This is a genomic window from Neobacillus sp. D3-1R, from assembly GCF_052180215.1.
GTDB lineage: Bacteria > Bacillota > Bacilli > Bacillales > Cytobacillaceae > Pseudoneobacillus.
In genome coordinates this window covers 1,686,112-1,703,198 of record NZ_CP197471.1, presented here as the reverse complement: position 1 = coordinate 1,703,198, position 17,087 = coordinate 1,686,112, and the positions used below count along the sequence as shown (strand labels likewise).

The window sequence follows — 17,087 nt, the reverse complement described above, 5'->3', positions numbered from 1 at the left end:
AAATCTAGTAGAGACAAAAAAAACTACCATTAATTATAGTGAAATGCCTCGTAATGTTATTTTTCTCAAACATTTACGAGGCATTTTCATAGTTGGTAGTTTTTTGCAGTTTATAAATTAAATTTTTGTACAAGACTTCTCAATTCATCAGCCATTTCGTTGAGTCGCTTAATCTGTTCTGAAATTTCTCCAACAAATTGGTCCTGTTCAAAGACCACTTTCTCAATAACTTTTGTTTGTTGAGCTGACTTTTCTGCCATTACAGATGATTCATTGACAGCAGCAGAGAATTCTTCAGTCGAAGCAAACATTTCTTCTGATGTCGCTGAAACTTCTTGGATTTTCATATCAATTTCCTTAATCGCTTGTAAAATCTTACTAAAAGACTCCCCAGCTTCTTCAACGACAGTTATTCCTTTTTGTACATCTGTAATAACTGTATTTAATGTTGAAACAGATTGGTTTGTTTCCTCACTCATGTTTATGATTAATTGGTTTATGCTTTCTGCAGATACTTGTGATTGCTCTGCCAATTTTTTCACTTCATTAGCTACCACCGCAAAGCCTTTACCATGTTCACCAGCTCTTGCAGCTTCAATTGCTGCATTTAATGCTAGGAGATTCGTTTGTGCTGAGATATCACTAATCATGTTTACAATACTAGAAATCTCTGATGACCTAGTTTCTAATTTCTTCATGGCTACTTCCGATAACTGAACAGAACGATTTATTGTAGCCATATGGTTTACTGCATCTTCTACCTTTTCAAATCCCTTTTCTGCTACAGCTAAAGTGGAACCGGAAACCTCCGTTACGGTCGAAGAGGCAGATGCTATTTGTTGAATCCCTTTTGTCATCTCTACCATTACAGAAGCACTTTCTTCTGAACTACGAAATTGTGTTTCGGCATTTTGGGAAACTTCGATAATAGATGATGCTACTTGCTTACTTCCTTCTTGAACTTCAGTGGCATTACTTAATAATTGATGTGAACTATTGATTAAATGACTAGAACTCTCATTAATCCCCAATATCATACTTCTTAAATCCTGAACCATTTGCTGAAAAGCATTCGTAAGAATACCTATTTCATCTTTACGTTCATTGCTTATATTTATTGATAAATCGCCCTTTCTAACCTTCTCTACCTGAACGGTTAATCGTTTTAAAGGACTTATAATATAATTAGAAAAGCCAAAAACAATTATTAATGCTACTAACAATACCCCTATTGAAATCATAAACATCTGCTTTTGATTTTTTGATAAGGCATTATAGACACCATTTGCATCATAATCTGCTCCAACAATCCCGATCACTTTTCCTGATGTATCTTTTATTGGAATGTAGGTTGTTACTAAACCTCCATAATCTTCTGTATTGGTCATTTCGGTTTGAATTTTTCCAGTATCAAAAGCAGCAATCATCTTTGGATAAGAATTAGCGTCTTCCTGGTCTCCCAATGCTGATGCATCTTCGTCTCCTGCAGGCATACCATCAACCATATAGTAATATTCATATGCATCTCCCTTTTTCTCCCGAGACATTGTATATAAATAAACTAGACCTGTAGTCTCTCTTAACTGATTTAATTCACTTCGAAGTTGATGATAATATTGATTTTCTCCCGATTGGATCGTAATTGTTTTATATTCTTCGATATCTATTAGCTTTAAAGCTTGCTTTGCAATCAATCCTGCTTGATTACTAATTGTGTCTTTTACTAGTTTTGTAGAAGAATAATAATTAACAGTAGTTATGATCAAACAAGCCATAAAAACAATAATCGAAAAACTCAACAGCATTTTAAACAGAATACTTTTTCTCATGGTGTAACCCCCTAAGGTATGGAAAAATAATTTAATTAAGGTAAAGAATTCCATAACACAGGACTATTTTACTAGAATCATTATATTAATACAATATTTAAATAGAGCTCTCGATAAAAAAAACACTAGAACAAATTTCGTTCTAGTGTTTTCACTTTTATGATGGCTCGTTCGTGATTTCTTTGTTAATCTCTACTCGTGCATTTCCCATTAAAAATACAGCAACAGCTGAAATTACAATAGGAAATAATGCCACAAAAAAAGTATAGGTGATAGAATGGGACATGGCAGCTACTATTTTATCTAAAACAAACCCAGGTATTTGCGTACGTTGACCTGGCTCAAAAATTTGCTGCGGATTACCAAAACTCATCATTCCCCCACTATCCATACCTTTAAAAGCTTCCTTTAAATCATTAGTAAACACTTTATTTTGTATCGTTCCGAATATGGTTATACCAAGTGTCATACCAAGTGATCGAAGAAATGAATTTGTTGAATTGGCAGAACCACGGTAGCGTGGATCTAATTTATGAATGGTTGCAGATGGTAATAACGAGAATGAAAAGCCCATTCCAAATCCAACGATAATCATATAAATCGTTAGGATTAATCGGGAGGTTTCAGGTCCTATTCCAGAAAGAAGGAACATTCCTATAAAATAAGAAATAACAGAAATGATCATTAAATTACGATAGGTTGTTTTGGTTTGAAAAATCCCACCAATTGCACTTCCTGCTACAGAACCTAACATCATAGGTGTTAAAACAAACCCAGCACTTTTTGCGGAACCACCATAAACGGCTTGTACAAAAATGGGTATAAATACAGCTAAAATAACAAATGTAGCTCCGTATAAAAATGCTAATATTTGCGAGGTTGCAAATAAGCGATTTTTAAACATCCAAAAGGAAATAATAGGGTCTTTCGCTCTCGTCTCTATGTAAAAAAAGAAAACAAAAAATAACCCAAATATTGTAAATAGACTTATGATTTGAATGGAATTCCACTCATACTCTTTCCCGCCTAATTCTAACCCAAACATTAGACTTACTACCGCCACAACAAGGGTAATTGCCCCCCACCAATCAATTTTTTGCTGTAAATGTTGGGGAGATTCCTTATAATACTTAACAATCAAGAATAAGGAAACAATACCTATTGGAACATTAATATAAAATACCCAGTGCCAACTAATTAAATCGGTAATGTAGGCACCAAGAAGCGGACCCAATACACTTGATAGTCCAAAAACTGCCCCAAGTAATCCTGTCATCTTTCCACGTTTTTCCGGTGGAAATACATCAAAAACAATCGTAAAAGCAATGGGCATTAAAGCTCCCCCGCCAATCCCTTGAATGGCACGAAAAACACTAAGCTGTTCAATCGTTTGAGCAATTCCACATAGAGCTGATCCAATTAAGAACAGTGCTAATCCAAAAATAAAAAATCGCTTTCTTCCGTACATGTCTGATAGCTTACCAAAAATCGGCATCCCAGCCATTACGGCAACCATATAAGCGGATGTGACCCATACAAATTTATCAAAACCCCCTAGGTCCGCTACAATGGTTCCCATTGCGGTCGCAACAATGGTATTATCCATTGCAGCCATGAAAATACCTAACAACAAACCCGCAACCACTAATTTAAGATTACTTTCTTTACCAACCATTCATCCTCACCATCTTTTTTTCGAAATAATTAAAAGAATAAACCAATTTTTACCGAATTGCAATTTTTATTATAAAGGGATGAAGCAAAAAAAAACTATGAATTCATTTAAATGAATTCATAGTTTTTCTTCCTACAAATTTAGTAAAATTTTATAAATAATCATTTAATTATTCATTACTTAATCTTAATTCACGCATATTACCATTTTCCCAATATCTTCTTCTAGTATTAAAGTGTTGTGTTGCCCCTCTTCTTCTACACCTTCTTGAGGTTCTATGACCTCTACGAGTCGTTCTTCTTGTTGTGCGACGTGTTGTACGTCCTCTGCGTGTTGTTCTTCTAGTTGTACGTCGTGTTGTGCGCCCTCTGCGTGTTGTTCTTCTTGTTGTACGTCGTGTTGTACGCCCTCTGCGCGTTGTTCTTCTTGTTGTACGGCGTGTTGTACGCCCTCTGCGTGTTGTTCTTCTTGTTGTACGGCGTGTTGTACGCCCTCTGCGTGTTGTTCTTCTTGTTGTACGGCGTGTTGTGCGTCCTCTGCGTGTTGTTCTTCTTGTTGTGCGGCGTGTTGTACGCCCTCTGCGTGTTGTTCTTCTTGTTGTGCGGCGTGTTGTACGCCCTCTGCGTGTTGTTCTTCTTGTTGTGCGGCGTGTTGTGCGTCCTGTACGCGTATTACGTCTTGTTGTACAACGTGTTGTTCTTTTTGTACAACGGGTTGTTCTTCTTGTTGTACGACGTGTTGTCCGACCACCTACACGAGTAGTTCTTTTTGTACGACGTGTTGTTTGGCCACCTACACGATTTCCTCTTCGGTTTGCTGTACGTCCTTGTTCCCTTGGATCATTGTGCATAAAATTATCTAATCCTGCATCAGTAGCTTGTTGAGCGGCGCGTCTAATGTCGTTTCTTCCAAAGTTAAACATAATAAAGCCTCCTTATTATTAAATAGAAAGACAGAATTAAAATAGGTAATTTATCTGCTTTCTCTTTATATTAAATTACGTATAAAAGACCATATTTGCCTTAGACAAACGTCCTTATTTCAAAAAAATAGACATCCATCCAAAGTGACAATACCTTTCATCATTTCATACTATTTAATAGCAAATAAAGGAGGTTATGGGCGATGGACCAAAACCAGCTACCTACTTATAACATTTTTATTCATCCAGATGACTTAAAGGAACTTCGCAGTGATTTATGGTGTGATGATCCCGTTCCAGGATACCTAAAAACAAACAATAAAAGATGGGATATTGATATTGTATATAGAGGTTCACATACACGAAAATTCAAAAAAAAATCATATTATATCAATTTTTTTAAACCTAAAACCTTTCAGGGTGTAAAAGAATTTCACTTAAATGCGGAATACAAAGATATCTCTCTTATGAGGAATAAATTATCCCTTGATTTTTTTTCAAGTATCGGAGTCTTATCACCTAGTTCTAAACATATTTTTTTGACTATTAATGGGAAAGCTGAAGGTGTTTATTTACAACTAGAATCTGTCAATGAAGAGTTTTTCAAAAAAAGAAACTACCCTCTCGGAGCCATTTTTTATGCCATTGACGGTGATGCTAACTTTTCTCTCTTAAGTGACCTAGATAAAGATGTGAAGGAATCTCTAGACCTTGGTTATGAAATGAAATATGGAACTGATGAGGACCTATTACATCTTCAGGAACTAATTTTTCAAATTAACACTTTATCAAAAGCTGATTTTGAAGAAAGGATTAAACAATATATTGATGTTCAACAATATTTAAAATGGCTTGCTGGTGTCATCTGCACCCAAAACTATGATGGGTTTGTACACAATTACTCTCTTATTAGAAATCAAGATACTGGTAAATTTGAGGTATCACCATGGGATTATGATGGTACTTGGGGAAGAGATGTAAATGGAAAAATAATGGAATATGATTATGTAAGGATTGAAGGTTTTAACACATTAACCGCACGGTTACTAGATATCACCTCCTATCGGAAGGAATACCAAAATATATTAAATCAAATCTTAGACAATGAATTTACAGCAGAAGTGATGAAGCCCAAAATTGACTATCTATATGAAACATTAAGACCATACATTATGAAAGATCCATATTTTCTTGACAAACTAAATGAATTTGATCAAGAACCAGAGTTTATTCTAAATTTTATAAAAGATAGAAATCAATATATTAAAGAAAATCTCTATAAATTAGATTAAAATCTAATAGGCTAGAGTTGATTTTTTTATAAATAGGCCGTTGCATAGGGTCCGTGCCCCTCCATGACACGTATATATAGAGTAGAAATTACCTATTATGATAAATGCCAAGGAGGAGTATTGGAATGTCAAAAAAGTCTTATGATGATCATATTAAAAAGAACCCTACTTCAGATCCCTACCATTCATTTTTACAGTCATTGAAAGGAAAACAAGTAACAATCTATAGGGGAGGTCCTGAGTCAAAGTCGGGTGTTCTATTAGATGTTCAACAAGATTATGTAACCGTATATGCACAAAACAACAACAACAACAACAATAATAACAACCAAAATAACGCACAAAACAATAACAACAATCAAAATAATCAAAATACCGTTGTTTACTATAATATTAGACATATAGCTAGCATTAGTGAAAACTCCGTTAATAATTCCACTTTAAACCTACAACAACAACTTTCAACTGAAAATCCAGAATTTGTTCAAGCGGATTCATTTACAGGCGTTGCAAGACACTTAAAAGATAAATATATTCAAATCAACCAAGGTGGTCCTGAAAAGAAAACTGGACTCGTTTTAGATGTTGTAGATGATTATGTTGTTCTGTTTGCTGAAGACGATGGTGTTGTTTACTTTAATGTTAATCATGTTAAGAGTATTTCTGAATACAACCAGAATAACAATCAGAACGAAGATGGCGAGGATAACACTCAGAATCAAATGGTACTTCCTGAATTTGAAAAAACAGCTACTTTCCATGATTTATTTGGCCGTATGGCCCATAAATGGATTGCCATTAATCGTGGCGGCCCAGAAGCAATGGAAGGTATTTTAGTTGAAAATGCTGGCGGTCACTACACATTGATCAATAACCAGGAAGTAATGAGAATTAATCCTTATCACATAAAAAGTATTAGCTCTGGTCCAAAAGGTGCCTTAAAGCAAAATAATCAAAATAACCAACAAGATAACGAAGAGCAAAAAAATGCAGAAGCAGAAAATTGTTCTAAGGATAATCATAGTGAAAAAACAACTAGCAGCTCAAGCAGATCCACTTATTCAAGACGCACTCACCGAGAAAGAGTAGTGAAATCTATCGATTATGTTTGGAGAGCGAGATAGTCTTTCATTTTCTACCCAATTATTCATTATTATTGGTGCATTAGTTAATCTCCACACTAGTGCACCTATTTTTTCTTCATTTTAATCTTTAAAGTAAGGAGGGAAACAAATTGAAAGGCATCTCAAATTATATAGGGAAACAAGTAAATATTGAAATAACCGGTAAAACAACATTTGTAGGGATTCTCGTGGATGTAGGTTTAGATATTTTAGTATTATTTGATGGAAAACAATATCTGTATATCCCCCTTCTACATCTCCATAATATTAAACTTAGCTCTGATGATCCTATAGAAATCATTTATCAAGACAAGCAACCATTTACAGATGATACTGATACCATTTCCTATCGAAAAATATTAAATAACGCTAAAGGTCTCTTTGTCGAAATCTATGTCACGGGAAATAAGTCAATTCATGGCTATATTACTAACATCTTAACTGATTACTTTGTATTTTACTCCCCTGTTTATAAGACATTATTTATCTCATTACACCATTTAAAATGGATGATTCCATACTCATCAAGTTTAACTCCTTATACTCTCAGTAACGAGGTTTTACCTGTTCAGCCACTAGGTATTCCACTATCAAGAACATTCGAAGAACAATTAAAAAAATATGAAGGTAAACTAGTGGTTTTTGATACTGGTGACCTCCCTGATAAAATAGGACTTGTTAAAAACATTCATAATAATATAGTAGAGCTCATTACCGCAAATGGTGAAACCATGTATTGGAAATTAATACATTTAAAATCAGCACATTTACCTTAAATACATCAAAAAAAGGACCTTACATTGGGTCCTTTTTCCTTTTAACTTACAAATATTATTAACAACCAATAGTACAAGCATAGAAGAGTAAAAATAATGGTAGGTGGAATAACTAGCAAAGTAACCCTGATATACTTTTTCCAAGAAATTTTTACCTTGTTTTCTTTTAAAATATGCATCCATATTAGTGTTGCAAGTGTCCCAATCGGAAGGAGTAAGGATCCAATATCACTTCCAATAATATTCGCTAGATACACGGTTTTTAATACCATGGGATCTAAACCCATTTGTGTAAGTGCCATTGTTCCGATCATAAGAGCAGGATGGTTATTGAACAAGTTTGACAAGATTGATATTAATACCCCCATCGTTAAACTTGCATGAAATAAACTACCCTCCACGATCGGTTTGGTATATTTTATTAAAATGTCCGTTAATCCAATATTGTGTAAGCCATATATAATCACATACATACAAAAGGCGAATAAGAGAATATGCCATGGTGTTTTTACAAGTATATCTTTCGGACTGATTTTTAAATAATACCATCTCCAAATTAATAAAATGAATGAACCTAATACGGCTACTAATGAGATAGCAATTCCCAAAAAGGAAGCAATAAATAAACTAATCCTTACAATAAAAACAAATATAAGCATATAGATCATTAATTTCTTTGGATAAGATGTAGATTTTTTTAAATTTACTTGAAGGGGATGTGACAGTTTAGTTCCATTTAGTGGCTGTATATAGGAGGATACGGGAATTATTTTTGGAATATTTTTTCGAAAAACTAGAAATAGAGATGTAGCAAGGAATAGTAATCCTAGTGTACTTGGAATAAACATCATAGCTGTTTGGAGATAAAGATCCATACCGACTATTTTAAGTGCAATTAAATTTACAATGTTACTGACTCCGATAGGGGCACTGGAGGCTGTGGCTATTAATGCACCACTTAATAGGTAAGGTATTTTTTGATGATTTTTTAAACCTAGATTTTTTAGAAGTAATATAAGAATTGGAGTGGTAATTAATATACTGCCATCATTATTAAAGAACAACGTCATTAAAAAGCATAATAGTAATGTAAACCAGAATAACCTTATCCCCGATCCCTTTGATTTTTTTAATAACAGCTCAGCTGTCCAATAGAAAAAACCGAAACTTTCTAACACAATAGCCATTACAATGGTAGCCAAAATGGTAATAGCAGCACCGTTTACTTTATTCGTTATATCTAGTAAATCTCCCATAGAGACACTTCCACTAAGGATAACAAGAAATGCACCAATTGAAGCTGGAATTGCTTCATTCATTTCTTTCGGACGGAAAAAAATCAGGATCATCGTCATTAAAAATGCGAATATCGTCATTATTTCCGTGAAATTAAGAAACATATAATTAATTTTTTCACTCCCTTCCAATGGAATGAGTACTATTACAACCTTTGTCTTTATCTATCAGTTGTACTGTAATTATACGTGTCCACTAGTATAGTTGTACTAAACGTATATCTCATTTTTCAATAAATCCGCAAGTAACTAGTAAAAAGTGCTTTTTCCCGTACACAGATACCTATTCTATGTTCTTATCTTACTAAACGATCGTCCTATTAGTAGATTTGCCTATTCTGACCAAATAAAAACAGCTCAACCTTCTAGGTTGAGCTGGATTTTAAAAGTTATTATTTTTTAGTTACGTTAGCAGCTTGTGGTCCACGAGCTCCTTCAACTACTTCGAAAGAAACTTCTTGACCTTCTTCTAAAGATTTGAAACCTTCAGTTTGAATAGCAGAAAAATGAACGAATACATCATTTCCATCTTCTGATTCGATAAATCCAAAACCTTTTTCAGCATTGAACCATTTTACTTTACCGTTTTTCATAAAACGAAAATCCTCCTATTGGCTAAAAAAGCCATGCGTAAAATTACCAAATACAACGTCATTTATAAAATATTAATCTGTTATAAACGTGACCGGTGCAAAGGTTGCCTACATTTTAGCACATTTCGGTTATACTGTAAAGGATTACTAAAAGTAATGCGCCTCTTTCTACCTATATGATACCTTAACTTTCTAATCCAACAAATCCCTTTAACTAAAAAGAGCCTTAATTGCCTCTATGATTGAGACAAAGAAATCTTTTAGTTTTGTTAGGAAAGTCTGACCTTCTTCAGATTGTAAAAATTTAGTCATTTTTTCTCTTGCTTGATTTAATTGCTCTCCAACCTGATTCCAATCAATGTTTAACTCCTTCATTTTATTAAACAAGTCCATTAAACTTTGTATTTGTTCCTCCGTAAGAGAAATTCCTAGTTCTTTTGCTGCTTGCTCAATAATCCCCCTCAACTCAGCATCGGACTGAGGAGCATTTTTCGCCATTTCTTCTTTAATTTTTGCCATTAAAGCTGCTGCATCTTCTGCTCCAATTTTATCTCCTAGTTTTGCTGTTTCGATCATTTCTTGATTTGCAACCTTTTTTACATCTTCAGGAATTACCTCATCAGAGGAAACTTCATATGCCTTTATTAGACCAGTTAAGGCAGCTGTTCCAGATACCTCAAAAGGTGCCACAACCTTAATTTTTGCATCTTTAACGCCAGCTGTGATTAACGCATTTAAGTACATGTCCTTTGTTACCCAATTAATATTATGAGTCTCAACCTCTAAACCTGTCCCTTTGGCTGTATAGGTAATAGATGAGGAAGATATTGCTCTAGTTCCTAATTGTGCTTTAGGAATCAAATCACCTAAATATTTTCTTTCTTCAGCATTTGAGACCGTTATCGTTTCTGAATTATCATTACCATTCAATTCTTTCAGCATAACTTCTTTTTGCTGTTTATCTAAATCCTCACCGAGAGTGATAATAACATCTCCCTCTGCGGTGTCAGCTAAAGCATATATCGGAGTTAATAATAAAGCAATTATACATAATATGGCCATTTTCCCTTTCAATCTCACTACCTCCAGTGTCAGACTTTAACATGCTTTTACCCTATTATGGTTATCGTAACCCTCTTTATGAGATAAAAAACTACGGAATCAGCATTCCAATTCCAATAATGGTGAAAATGATTCCTAAAATTCGATTCCATACTAACGCCAATTCACTAGGTTCTGCATCTTGAAGTTTCCAGCCAATCTCCAAATACCAAGCAATATAAGGTTTCCATGTAGAAAGAATACCAAAGATTATAAACAAAAAACCAAAAGGGTTCATAAATCCTTTCACCTCCATGTTCCTATACGGAATGAAAAGGATAAAAGTTCCATTCAAAAGGATTAATTGTTTAAAAAGGTATAAGAAATCAATAGCATAAAAAAATTGTCTAATAACTTTTGTTCTGACCGCAAGTCCATTCCTATATGATAAATACAACTTACATACGGGGAGGTGATCCATTGAAAAAGCAGCTTATCTTCACCTTTTTCATCCTTTTTATAGCTACCTCAATGATTCACTTTACAGATGCGCCCTCCAATTTTAAAGCTAATCATGAATATGACAAAATAGTATTAAACGAGCCATTAGGTGATCAACAGCTAGACTTCAAATATGATGATAAGAATTATTTTTCCATGGTCCTCTCTATTTTCACTGTTGGAGTATCTTTAATCCCTTTATCAAAAAGAGTTCAAACCAATCTTCCATTTATCAATAAAAAAAGAAGATACATGATACCTACTTTTTATCAATCAAATTTTATTATTCCCTTCCTTGAATTTTAAATAAAATTCAAAGGGAGGAATAAATATGTGGATGAGAATTATTATGATCGGGCTATTTTCGATATCTGCTACTAGCATCTTTTGTTATCAAGGTATCGAATTTTATCATGCTTTTGTTGACCTGTTTAAAAATAAATAAAAAAGAAAAGGCTAAACCGTTATATTTGGTTTAGCCTTTTGTTCTTTTGGAATTTTGATTCATTTTTATCATTTCATTTCTTTCTCCACCATCCGATAATTCCTCTGAAAACTCATGTTCTAATTTCTTATTTTTGAAGTTTGAATTTACATTATTCTTTTCTGCATAGATTCTAGAATTTCCCACTGATATTCACCCTCTTTCCATTATTTTTTCATATTTACATCACTATTATCCCTTGTATAAAACAAATAAACCTATCCAGTGGATAGGCTTTGGTGTCATTATGTATATATATTGGCGGGACTGCCTGGGAATCGAACCCAGCTAACCTGGCACGCAGGTCACAGGCGGTTTTGAAGACCGTGGAGGACACCAGTACCCCATTCAGCCCCAATATTATTGCCGACTTTTACTATTATGAACGATTTAAACATTATTCGCAACTGGTAAAGGACTGAAGGAAGAAATTACTTCCCTTTTACTTTCGTTGAATCAATTATGAACATTTTGAAACATTTTACTATCTATATGTAGTTTTTACACTAAAACGTGATTCACATCACAGAAACACCTTCAAAATATTTATAAATTATAGTTATAAATATTAGGAGGGAAAAACAATGTTTGTTGCGTATCTTATGACTTTTAGTTTATTTATCGGGTGCTATTATATTACAAGTGTAATTATTAATAATATGAAAGAAACGGAGAAAGAAGAATTAAAACAATTAGGAATGTAATGATAGAGCAGACACATATGTCTGCTTTTTTTATTAGTCATAATTATGACTCTGATGCTTGTCATCTCACAAAAAATCAGTCTATAATAAGAATTAAAAGATAATATTGTGGGTGAGAAAATGCAACAACTAGAAGGTTGGTTTTTATGGTTTATCCTTTTTTGGGTTCTTGTTCTATTGTTTTTGTTCGCCGTCGGCGGTTATTTTATGTTTAGAAAATTTCTAAAGAAGTTACCAAAAGAAGATGGTAAATCGATTATGGACTGGGAAGAGCATTATGTAAATGAAACAAGGCATTTATGGAAGGATGAACAGAAAGCACTGTTAGAGGATTTAGTTAGCCCTGTACCAGAGCTATTTAGAGATGTTGCCCGTCATAAAATTGCTGGAAAGATTGGAGAGTTAGCCCTTCATGAAAAGGCTAAGCTAATCTCTCAGGATCTAGTTATTAGAGGTTACATTCTTGCCACTCCAAAGAGAGATCATAAATTCTTAATAAAAAAGCTTCGTGAAAAGGAAATTGATGTACGACCTTATAAAGAACTTTTTTAATTTTTTAAAAAAACGCACCTAAAAATAGGTGCGTTTTCTTAATTAATTTATATTGCGGAGCTCCAATTGAAGTTTTCGGTAATTAACATACATTGCTATTCTCCAAGGAACGATCATTCCAAAAGCCAAAATCCAGAACATTCCACTTAGCTGTCCATAGTCAATGGAAGAACTCAATATTGACTTCATAATCACTCTAATTACTAGGAGACCTATTAGGATAAACACAAATGCTTTAGATCTTTTTAAGTAAATATCATTGTCTCTAATTTCAAATTTAGATGTTTTTACTAATAGTATCGAAAATAACATTCCAACCGTTAAAGCTTCTAAAATTTCTAACGGAGTTACACGAAAGTATGGGTGTAAGAACATCAAAGCCCCTGTACTCATAAATATTGGTGGAAGTATAATCTTTTTTGCAGATGCAGGTTTTTTAGCTGCTTTTACTCGGATGAACATGACAAGAATAGCCATGCCAATGGCTCCGATCGAAGATGCAATCACTAAGTTCATTTCATTCATCCTTTTTACTTTAATATATATTCATTATAGCCGAAAACTTAAAGAGTAAATAGAAATTTTCCTATTCTTTCATATAACTTTTAGAACACTCCTAACAAGATGAGTAAAAAGATCTAATATCCTATATAGTAGAAGAGCTTCCCATTAAAAAACCATTTAAGTATTTTACTACTTAAATGGTTTTTGGTACTAACTTAATACACGTTTGATAGCATCCAAAACTCGTCCTTCATCAAATGGTTTAACTATAAAGTCTTTCGCTCCTGCTTCAATCGCTTCTACAACCATTTTTTGTTGGCCCATCGCTGAACACATAATAATTTTTGCGTTTGGAAATTGCTCCTTTATTTCTTTTACAGCTTCTATCCCGCTTTTTTCTGGCATTGTTATATCCATTGTAACTAAATCAGGCTTTAATTCTTGATAAAGTTCTACAGCCTTTATTCCATTGTCTGCTTCACCAATGACTTCATGATTTGCCTTTACTAATATGTTTGAAAGAGTCATTCTCATAAATTTCGCATCATCAACGACTAGAATTTTTGCCATGGCTGCTTCCCCCTTACCTGTAAGTATATCTATTCTCACCTATGAAACTAGTGAAGTAAATATAAAAAATAATACTAAATTAAAATATAGCTGAAAAATAAAATTTTATCAATAAATTGAATTTAGAACCCTGTAAAATCACCAAAAATGGTTGAAAAAATAGAAATGAATCTCGTCATCCAGTCAAAGAATAATATGATCCCCATGACAATCATAATATATCCACCAATTTTTACGATTTTCACATTATGCTTACGAATCCACTGCATACGGCCAATGAAAAATGAAAGGATAAAGAATGGTATAGCAAAGCCTAAAGAATAAGCTAGCATGTAGAGAACCCCTGAACCCGGATTAGATGCAGCTAGAGCAATAACCGACATTAAAATGGGGCCAGTACATGGAGTCCACCCTGCCGCAAAGGCCATACCTATAAAAATAGATCCAATAAAACCAGTTGGTCTATTTTTAAACTCGAATCGTCTCTCCTTCATTATAAATTCCGGTTTAAAAACGCCAACTACTACTAAACCGAAAAGGATAATGAAGATTGCACCTAACTGTCGAATAAGGTCTTGATATTGTAAAAAGAATTGTCCAATAAAAGAAGTTCCAAATCCAATCGCAATAAAAATAATAGAAAATCCGATTAAGAAAAATAGCGTATGTAAAAGACTTCTTTTTTGCAACATCGCATTTTCACTCTTTAGCTCCCCTACTGACATACCTGTGATATAAGATAAAAATGCAGGATATAAAGGTAAACAACATGGAGAGATAAAACTTAAAAATCCTGCACCTAATGCAAGAAAAAAATTCACATCTGTCATAATAAACATCTCCTAAAAACATTTTTCACCATTTCGAAATATAACTAATATAAATGACTTTTGCCATTTTCTTTATTGTAGGGTATGATAATCATCATGAATTAGCAAGCTACATATTCCATTCTAACAAATGTTTAGTTAATTTGATATTAATGTAGTTGTGAACATTTTGTGACTCTAATAACAGGGCATCCGGCTTAAATCAATTACTTATTTACCTATGTTTATACTAAATTATCTCTTAAAAGGGAAAAATAGAATGGATATTTTTTTACAAATTTGTTTTGAAGTTATTACCATTATCCGTTATAATTACTAGTATTACGAAATATAAATAGAGTTTACATATATTTACTTGCTTAGAAAGGAACATCTATTGTGCTAAAAAACGACCTGCTTCATCTCATCGAAAAAAAGAGAGCCGAACTTATCGAAGTGGTGAATCAAAATGGGTTTACTTCTGCTATTGCTATACGCTATAGCCAAGAATTAGATCAATTACTTAATGAATATAACCGTATTTATATAAAAAAGGCATATACCTATTAAAAAAATCAGCTCGCCATATTTGGTCTGAGCTGATTTTTTTATCTTTCTTAAGAAACCGCATTTCTATCCTTTTCAAGACTACCGTTTTGTAATAAAAACATCTTGTGATAAAGACCTTTTTGGGATAATAATTCTTGATGTGTTCCTCTTTCCACAATTTCTCCCTGATGCATGACAAGAATTAAGTCAGCATCTTGAATGGTTGATAGACGGTGAGCAATCGCAATAGTCGTTCGCCCTTTACGCATTCGCTGTAAAGCAGTCTGTATAGCTTCTTCCGTTTCGGTATCAATATTTGCAGTAGCTTCATCTAAAACAAGAATTTTGGGGTCTGCAGCTATTGTTCTTGCAAAGGCAATAAGCTGTCTTTGGCCACTTGAAAATGTTGAGCCCCGTTCTACTACTTTTTGATCATATCTATCATCTAGTTTTTCTATAAACGTATGGGCTTGAACAAATTGTGCTGCTTCCTCCACTTGTTTCTGAGTAATGTTTTGATTATAGAGTCGAATATTATCTGTAATGGTTCCATAAAATAGAAACGGATCCTGAAGGACAAGTCCCATTTTTTCCCTAATTTCATCCTTCTTATAGCTTTTTAGAGAATGTCCATCGATAAGAATGTCCCCTCTATTAAATTCATAAAATCTCATTAATAGGTTTATAATAGAACTCTTTCCACTACCGGTATGACCAACTAATGCGACCGTTTGACCTGGCTCTGCCGTAAATGAAATATTTTTTAAAATATCCCTTTTCCCATCATACGAAAACGTTACATTTTTCAATTCAATTTTTCCAGACTGAATTCGGATGGATACATCTTCTTTTTGTTCCGGTGCTATTTCTTGCTCATCTAACAGTTTAAATACTCGAGCACCCGCTACGATCGCTTGTTGATATAAAGACAATCGCATCATCATATTATTGACAGGTTCAAAGAAACGGTCCAAATAATTAATAAAGGCATATAAAACACCTATTTCAATCGGGGCTTGATTGGAGCTAATTCCAAAGAAACTTAAAACAGTTATTAATGCAAATATATAGACAAGATCTACCGCTGGCCGAAGTAATAGGGCATCTACTTTAATATTTTTCATGCCAGCTTTATAATGCTTATCATTAATTTCATCGAATTCCATACGAAGTCTTCGTTCTTGGCGAAACACTTGAATGATCGCCATTCCTTGCAAGGATTCGCTTAATTTTGCATTTAACTGACTAAGGCGTTCACGCATGTCTTGATAAAAACGGGAGCTATATTTTCGGTATGCTGTCATGATCATAAATATGATTGGTAAGATAAAAATACAAAATATAGCCAGTTTTACATTTAAAATAAACATGGCAACAATAATTCCTGTTAATAAAAATGTACTTTGAAAAAAGGTAGCAATTACGGTGACAAACATATCCTTTATGGCTTCTGTATCATTTGTTACCCTTGAAACAATACTTCCAGCCGGTGTTTTATCAAAATACTTCAAGCCTAGAGAATGGACTTTTGAAAAAACATCTATCCGAAGCTGCTGAATAATTTTTAAAGCAATCTCCTGAAATTTAATGAGTTGTAGATAAGACACAATAACATTTGTTATTTGTAGGCCAATATAGGCAGCCGCCAAAAGGAAAAGTGGCTTAAATATTATATTTCTTGGAGTTAAATAATCATCAATAAATACTTTAACAAGAATAGGTCCTAAAATATCTACTACTGTTGTAACAAGTAATAAAGAAAACGCTAAAATAATCGTTTTTAGGTGCGGCTTTGTGTAGGAAAGTAGACGAAAAAGAACTTTTTTCTGTTCCTTTCCTTCTAGTATTTGATTCTTTTCCATTGGTT

At 33.6% G+C, this 17,087-nt stretch carries 18 protein-coding genes and 1 tRNA gene; 6 read left to right on the top strand and 13 right to left on the bottom strand.

Annotation, left to right across the window (positions count from 1 at the left end; all coding sequences use genetic code 11):
- Window positions 1-110 precede the first annotated feature (110 nt).
- The 3 genes from ACSBPO_RS08655 to ACSBPO_RS08645 all read right to left on the bottom strand — a co-directional run bounded on the left by ACSBPO_RS08655 (window position 111) and on the right by ACSBPO_RS08645 (window position 4,426).
- The gene (locus ACSBPO_RS08655; protein ID WP_442599656.1) at window positions 111-1,829 is read right to left on the bottom strand and encodes a methyl-accepting chemotaxis protein; all 1,719 of its coding nucleotides are present in this window, start codon (window positions 1,827-1,829) and stop codon (window positions 111-113) included.
- 157 nt (window positions 1,830-1,986) lie between these two features.
- Entirely contained in the window at window positions 1,987-3,504 is a 1,518-nt protein-coding gene (locus ACSBPO_RS08650) for an MDR family MFS transporter (RefSeq protein ID WP_442599655.1), read from the bottom strand.
- Window positions 3,505-3,673: 169 nt separating this feature from the next.
- Window positions 3,674-4,426: a CotG/ExsB N-terminal domain-containing protein gene (locus tag ACSBPO_RS08645; protein WP_442599654.1), complete on the bottom strand. Its 753-nt coding sequence runs from the start codon at window positions 4,424-4,426 to the stop codon at window positions 3,674-3,676.
- Between the two features lie 203 nt (window positions 4,427-4,629).
- Here ACSBPO_RS08645 and ACSBPO_RS08640 point away from each other — a divergent pair, with 203 nt between their 5' ends.
- The 3 genes from ACSBPO_RS08640 (at window position 4,630) to ACSBPO_RS08630 (ending at window position 7,618) form a co-directional block, all read left to right on the top strand.
- Window positions 4,630-5,718 (top strand): CotH kinase family protein, encoded by a 1,089-nt coding sequence (locus ACSBPO_RS08640; RefSeq protein WP_442599653.1) that lies wholly within the window; start codon window positions 4,630-4,632, stop codon window positions 5,716-5,718.
- Window positions 5,719-5,843: 125 nt separating this feature from the next.
- Complete coding sequence (locus ACSBPO_RS08635; protein WP_442599652.1) at window positions 5,844-6,842, top strand: spore coat protein; 999 nt, start codon at window positions 5,844-5,846, stop codon at window positions 6,840-6,842.
- 110 nt (window positions 6,843-6,952) lie between these two features.
- On the top strand, window positions 6,953-7,618 hold the full coding sequence (locus tag ACSBPO_RS08630; protein WP_442599651.1) for a DUF2642 domain-containing protein: 666 nt from the start codon (window positions 6,953-6,955) through the stop codon (window positions 7,616-7,618).
- Between the two features lie 41 nt (window positions 7,619-7,659).
- Here the strand turns inward: ACSBPO_RS08630 and ACSBPO_RS08625 are convergent, their stop codons facing one another.
- The 4 genes from ACSBPO_RS08625 to ACSBPO_RS08610 all read right to left on the bottom strand — a co-directional run bounded on the left by ACSBPO_RS08625 (window position 7,660) and on the right by ACSBPO_RS08610 (window position 10,845).
- Window positions 7,660-8,994: an arsenic transporter gene (locus ACSBPO_RS08625; RefSeq protein ID WP_442599650.1), complete on the bottom strand. Its 1,335-nt coding sequence runs from the start codon at window positions 8,992-8,994 to the stop codon at window positions 7,660-7,662.
- A 311-nt stretch (window positions 8,995-9,305) separates the two neighbouring features.
- Window positions 9,306-9,506, bottom strand: a complete 201-nt coding sequence (locus ACSBPO_RS08620) for a cold-shock protein (protein ID WP_442599649.1) — start codon at window positions 9,504-9,506, stop codon at window positions 9,306-9,308.
- Window positions 9,507-9,716: 210 nt separating this feature from the next.
- Window positions 9,717-10,580, bottom strand: coding sequence for a DUF1002 domain-containing protein (locus tag ACSBPO_RS08615; protein WP_442599648.1), 864 nt, complete (start codon window positions 10,578-10,580; stop codon window positions 9,717-9,719).
- 79 nt (window positions 10,581-10,659) lie between these two features.
- The gene (locus ACSBPO_RS08610; protein WP_442599647.1) at window positions 10,660-10,845 is read right to left on the bottom strand and encodes a DUF6199 family natural product biosynthesis protein; all 186 of its coding nucleotides are present in this window, start codon (window positions 10,843-10,845) and stop codon (window positions 10,660-10,662) included.
- A gap of 182 nt (window positions 10,846-11,027) precedes the next feature.
- Here ACSBPO_RS08610 and ACSBPO_RS08605 point away from each other — a divergent pair, with 182 nt between their 5' ends.
- Window positions 11,028-11,354: a hypothetical protein gene (locus ACSBPO_RS08605; RefSeq protein WP_442599646.1), complete on the top strand. Its 327-nt coding sequence runs from the start codon at window positions 11,028-11,030 to the stop codon at window positions 11,352-11,354.
- 169 nt (window positions 11,355-11,523) lie between these two features.
- Here the strand turns inward: ACSBPO_RS08605 and ACSBPO_RS08600 are convergent, their stop codons facing one another.
- A complete protein-coding gene (locus ACSBPO_RS08600) occupies window positions 11,524-11,679 on the bottom strand; it encodes a hypothetical protein (RefSeq protein WP_442599645.1) in 156 nt (51 codons plus the stop codon).
- 112 nt (window positions 11,680-11,791) lie between these two features.
- Window positions 11,792-11,888: transfer RNA gene (locus ACSBPO_RS08595), tRNA-Sec, on the bottom strand.
- Window positions 11,889-12,356: 468 nt separating this feature from the next.
- Here ACSBPO_RS08595 and ACSBPO_RS08590 point away from each other — a divergent pair.
- Complete coding sequence (locus tag ACSBPO_RS08590; protein WP_442599644.1) at window positions 12,357-12,788, top strand: DUF2621 family protein; 432 nt, start codon at window positions 12,357-12,359, stop codon at window positions 12,786-12,788.
- A gap of 42 nt (window positions 12,789-12,830) precedes the next feature.
- Here ACSBPO_RS08590 and ACSBPO_RS08585 read toward each other — a convergent pair whose 3' ends face one another.
- The 3 genes from ACSBPO_RS08585 to ACSBPO_RS08575 form a co-directional block, all read right to left on the bottom strand.
- Window positions 12,831-13,304, bottom strand: coding sequence for a CcdC family protein (locus ACSBPO_RS08585; protein ID WP_442599643.1), 474 nt, complete (start codon window positions 13,302-13,304; stop codon window positions 12,831-12,833).
- Between the two features lie 198 nt (window positions 13,305-13,502).
- A complete protein-coding gene (locus ACSBPO_RS08580) occupies window positions 13,503-13,862 on the bottom strand; it encodes a response regulator (protein WP_442599642.1) in 360 nt (119 codons plus the stop codon).
- 122 nt (window positions 13,863-13,984) lie between these two features.
- Entirely contained in the window at window positions 13,985-14,692 is a 708-nt protein-coding gene (locus ACSBPO_RS08575; RefSeq protein WP_442599641.1) for a cytochrome c biogenesis CcdA family protein, read from the bottom strand.
- Between the two features lie 378 nt (window positions 14,693-15,070).
- Between ACSBPO_RS08575 and ACSBPO_RS08570 the strand changes: the two genes are divergently transcribed.
- Window positions 15,071-15,241, top strand: a complete 171-nt coding sequence (locus ACSBPO_RS08570) for a Spo0E family sporulation regulatory protein-aspartic acid phosphatase (protein WP_442599640.1) — start codon at window positions 15,071-15,073, stop codon at window positions 15,239-15,241.
- Between the two features lie 47 nt (window positions 15,242-15,288).
- On the opposite strand, the gene ACSBPO_RS08565 is transcribed toward ACSBPO_RS08570, so the two are convergent.
- Window positions 15,289-17,082, bottom strand: a complete 1,794-nt coding sequence (locus ACSBPO_RS08565) for an ABC transporter ATP-binding protein (RefSeq protein ID WP_442599639.1) — start codon at window positions 17,080-17,082, stop codon at window positions 15,289-15,291.
- Window positions 17,083-17,087 lie beyond the last annotated feature (5 nt).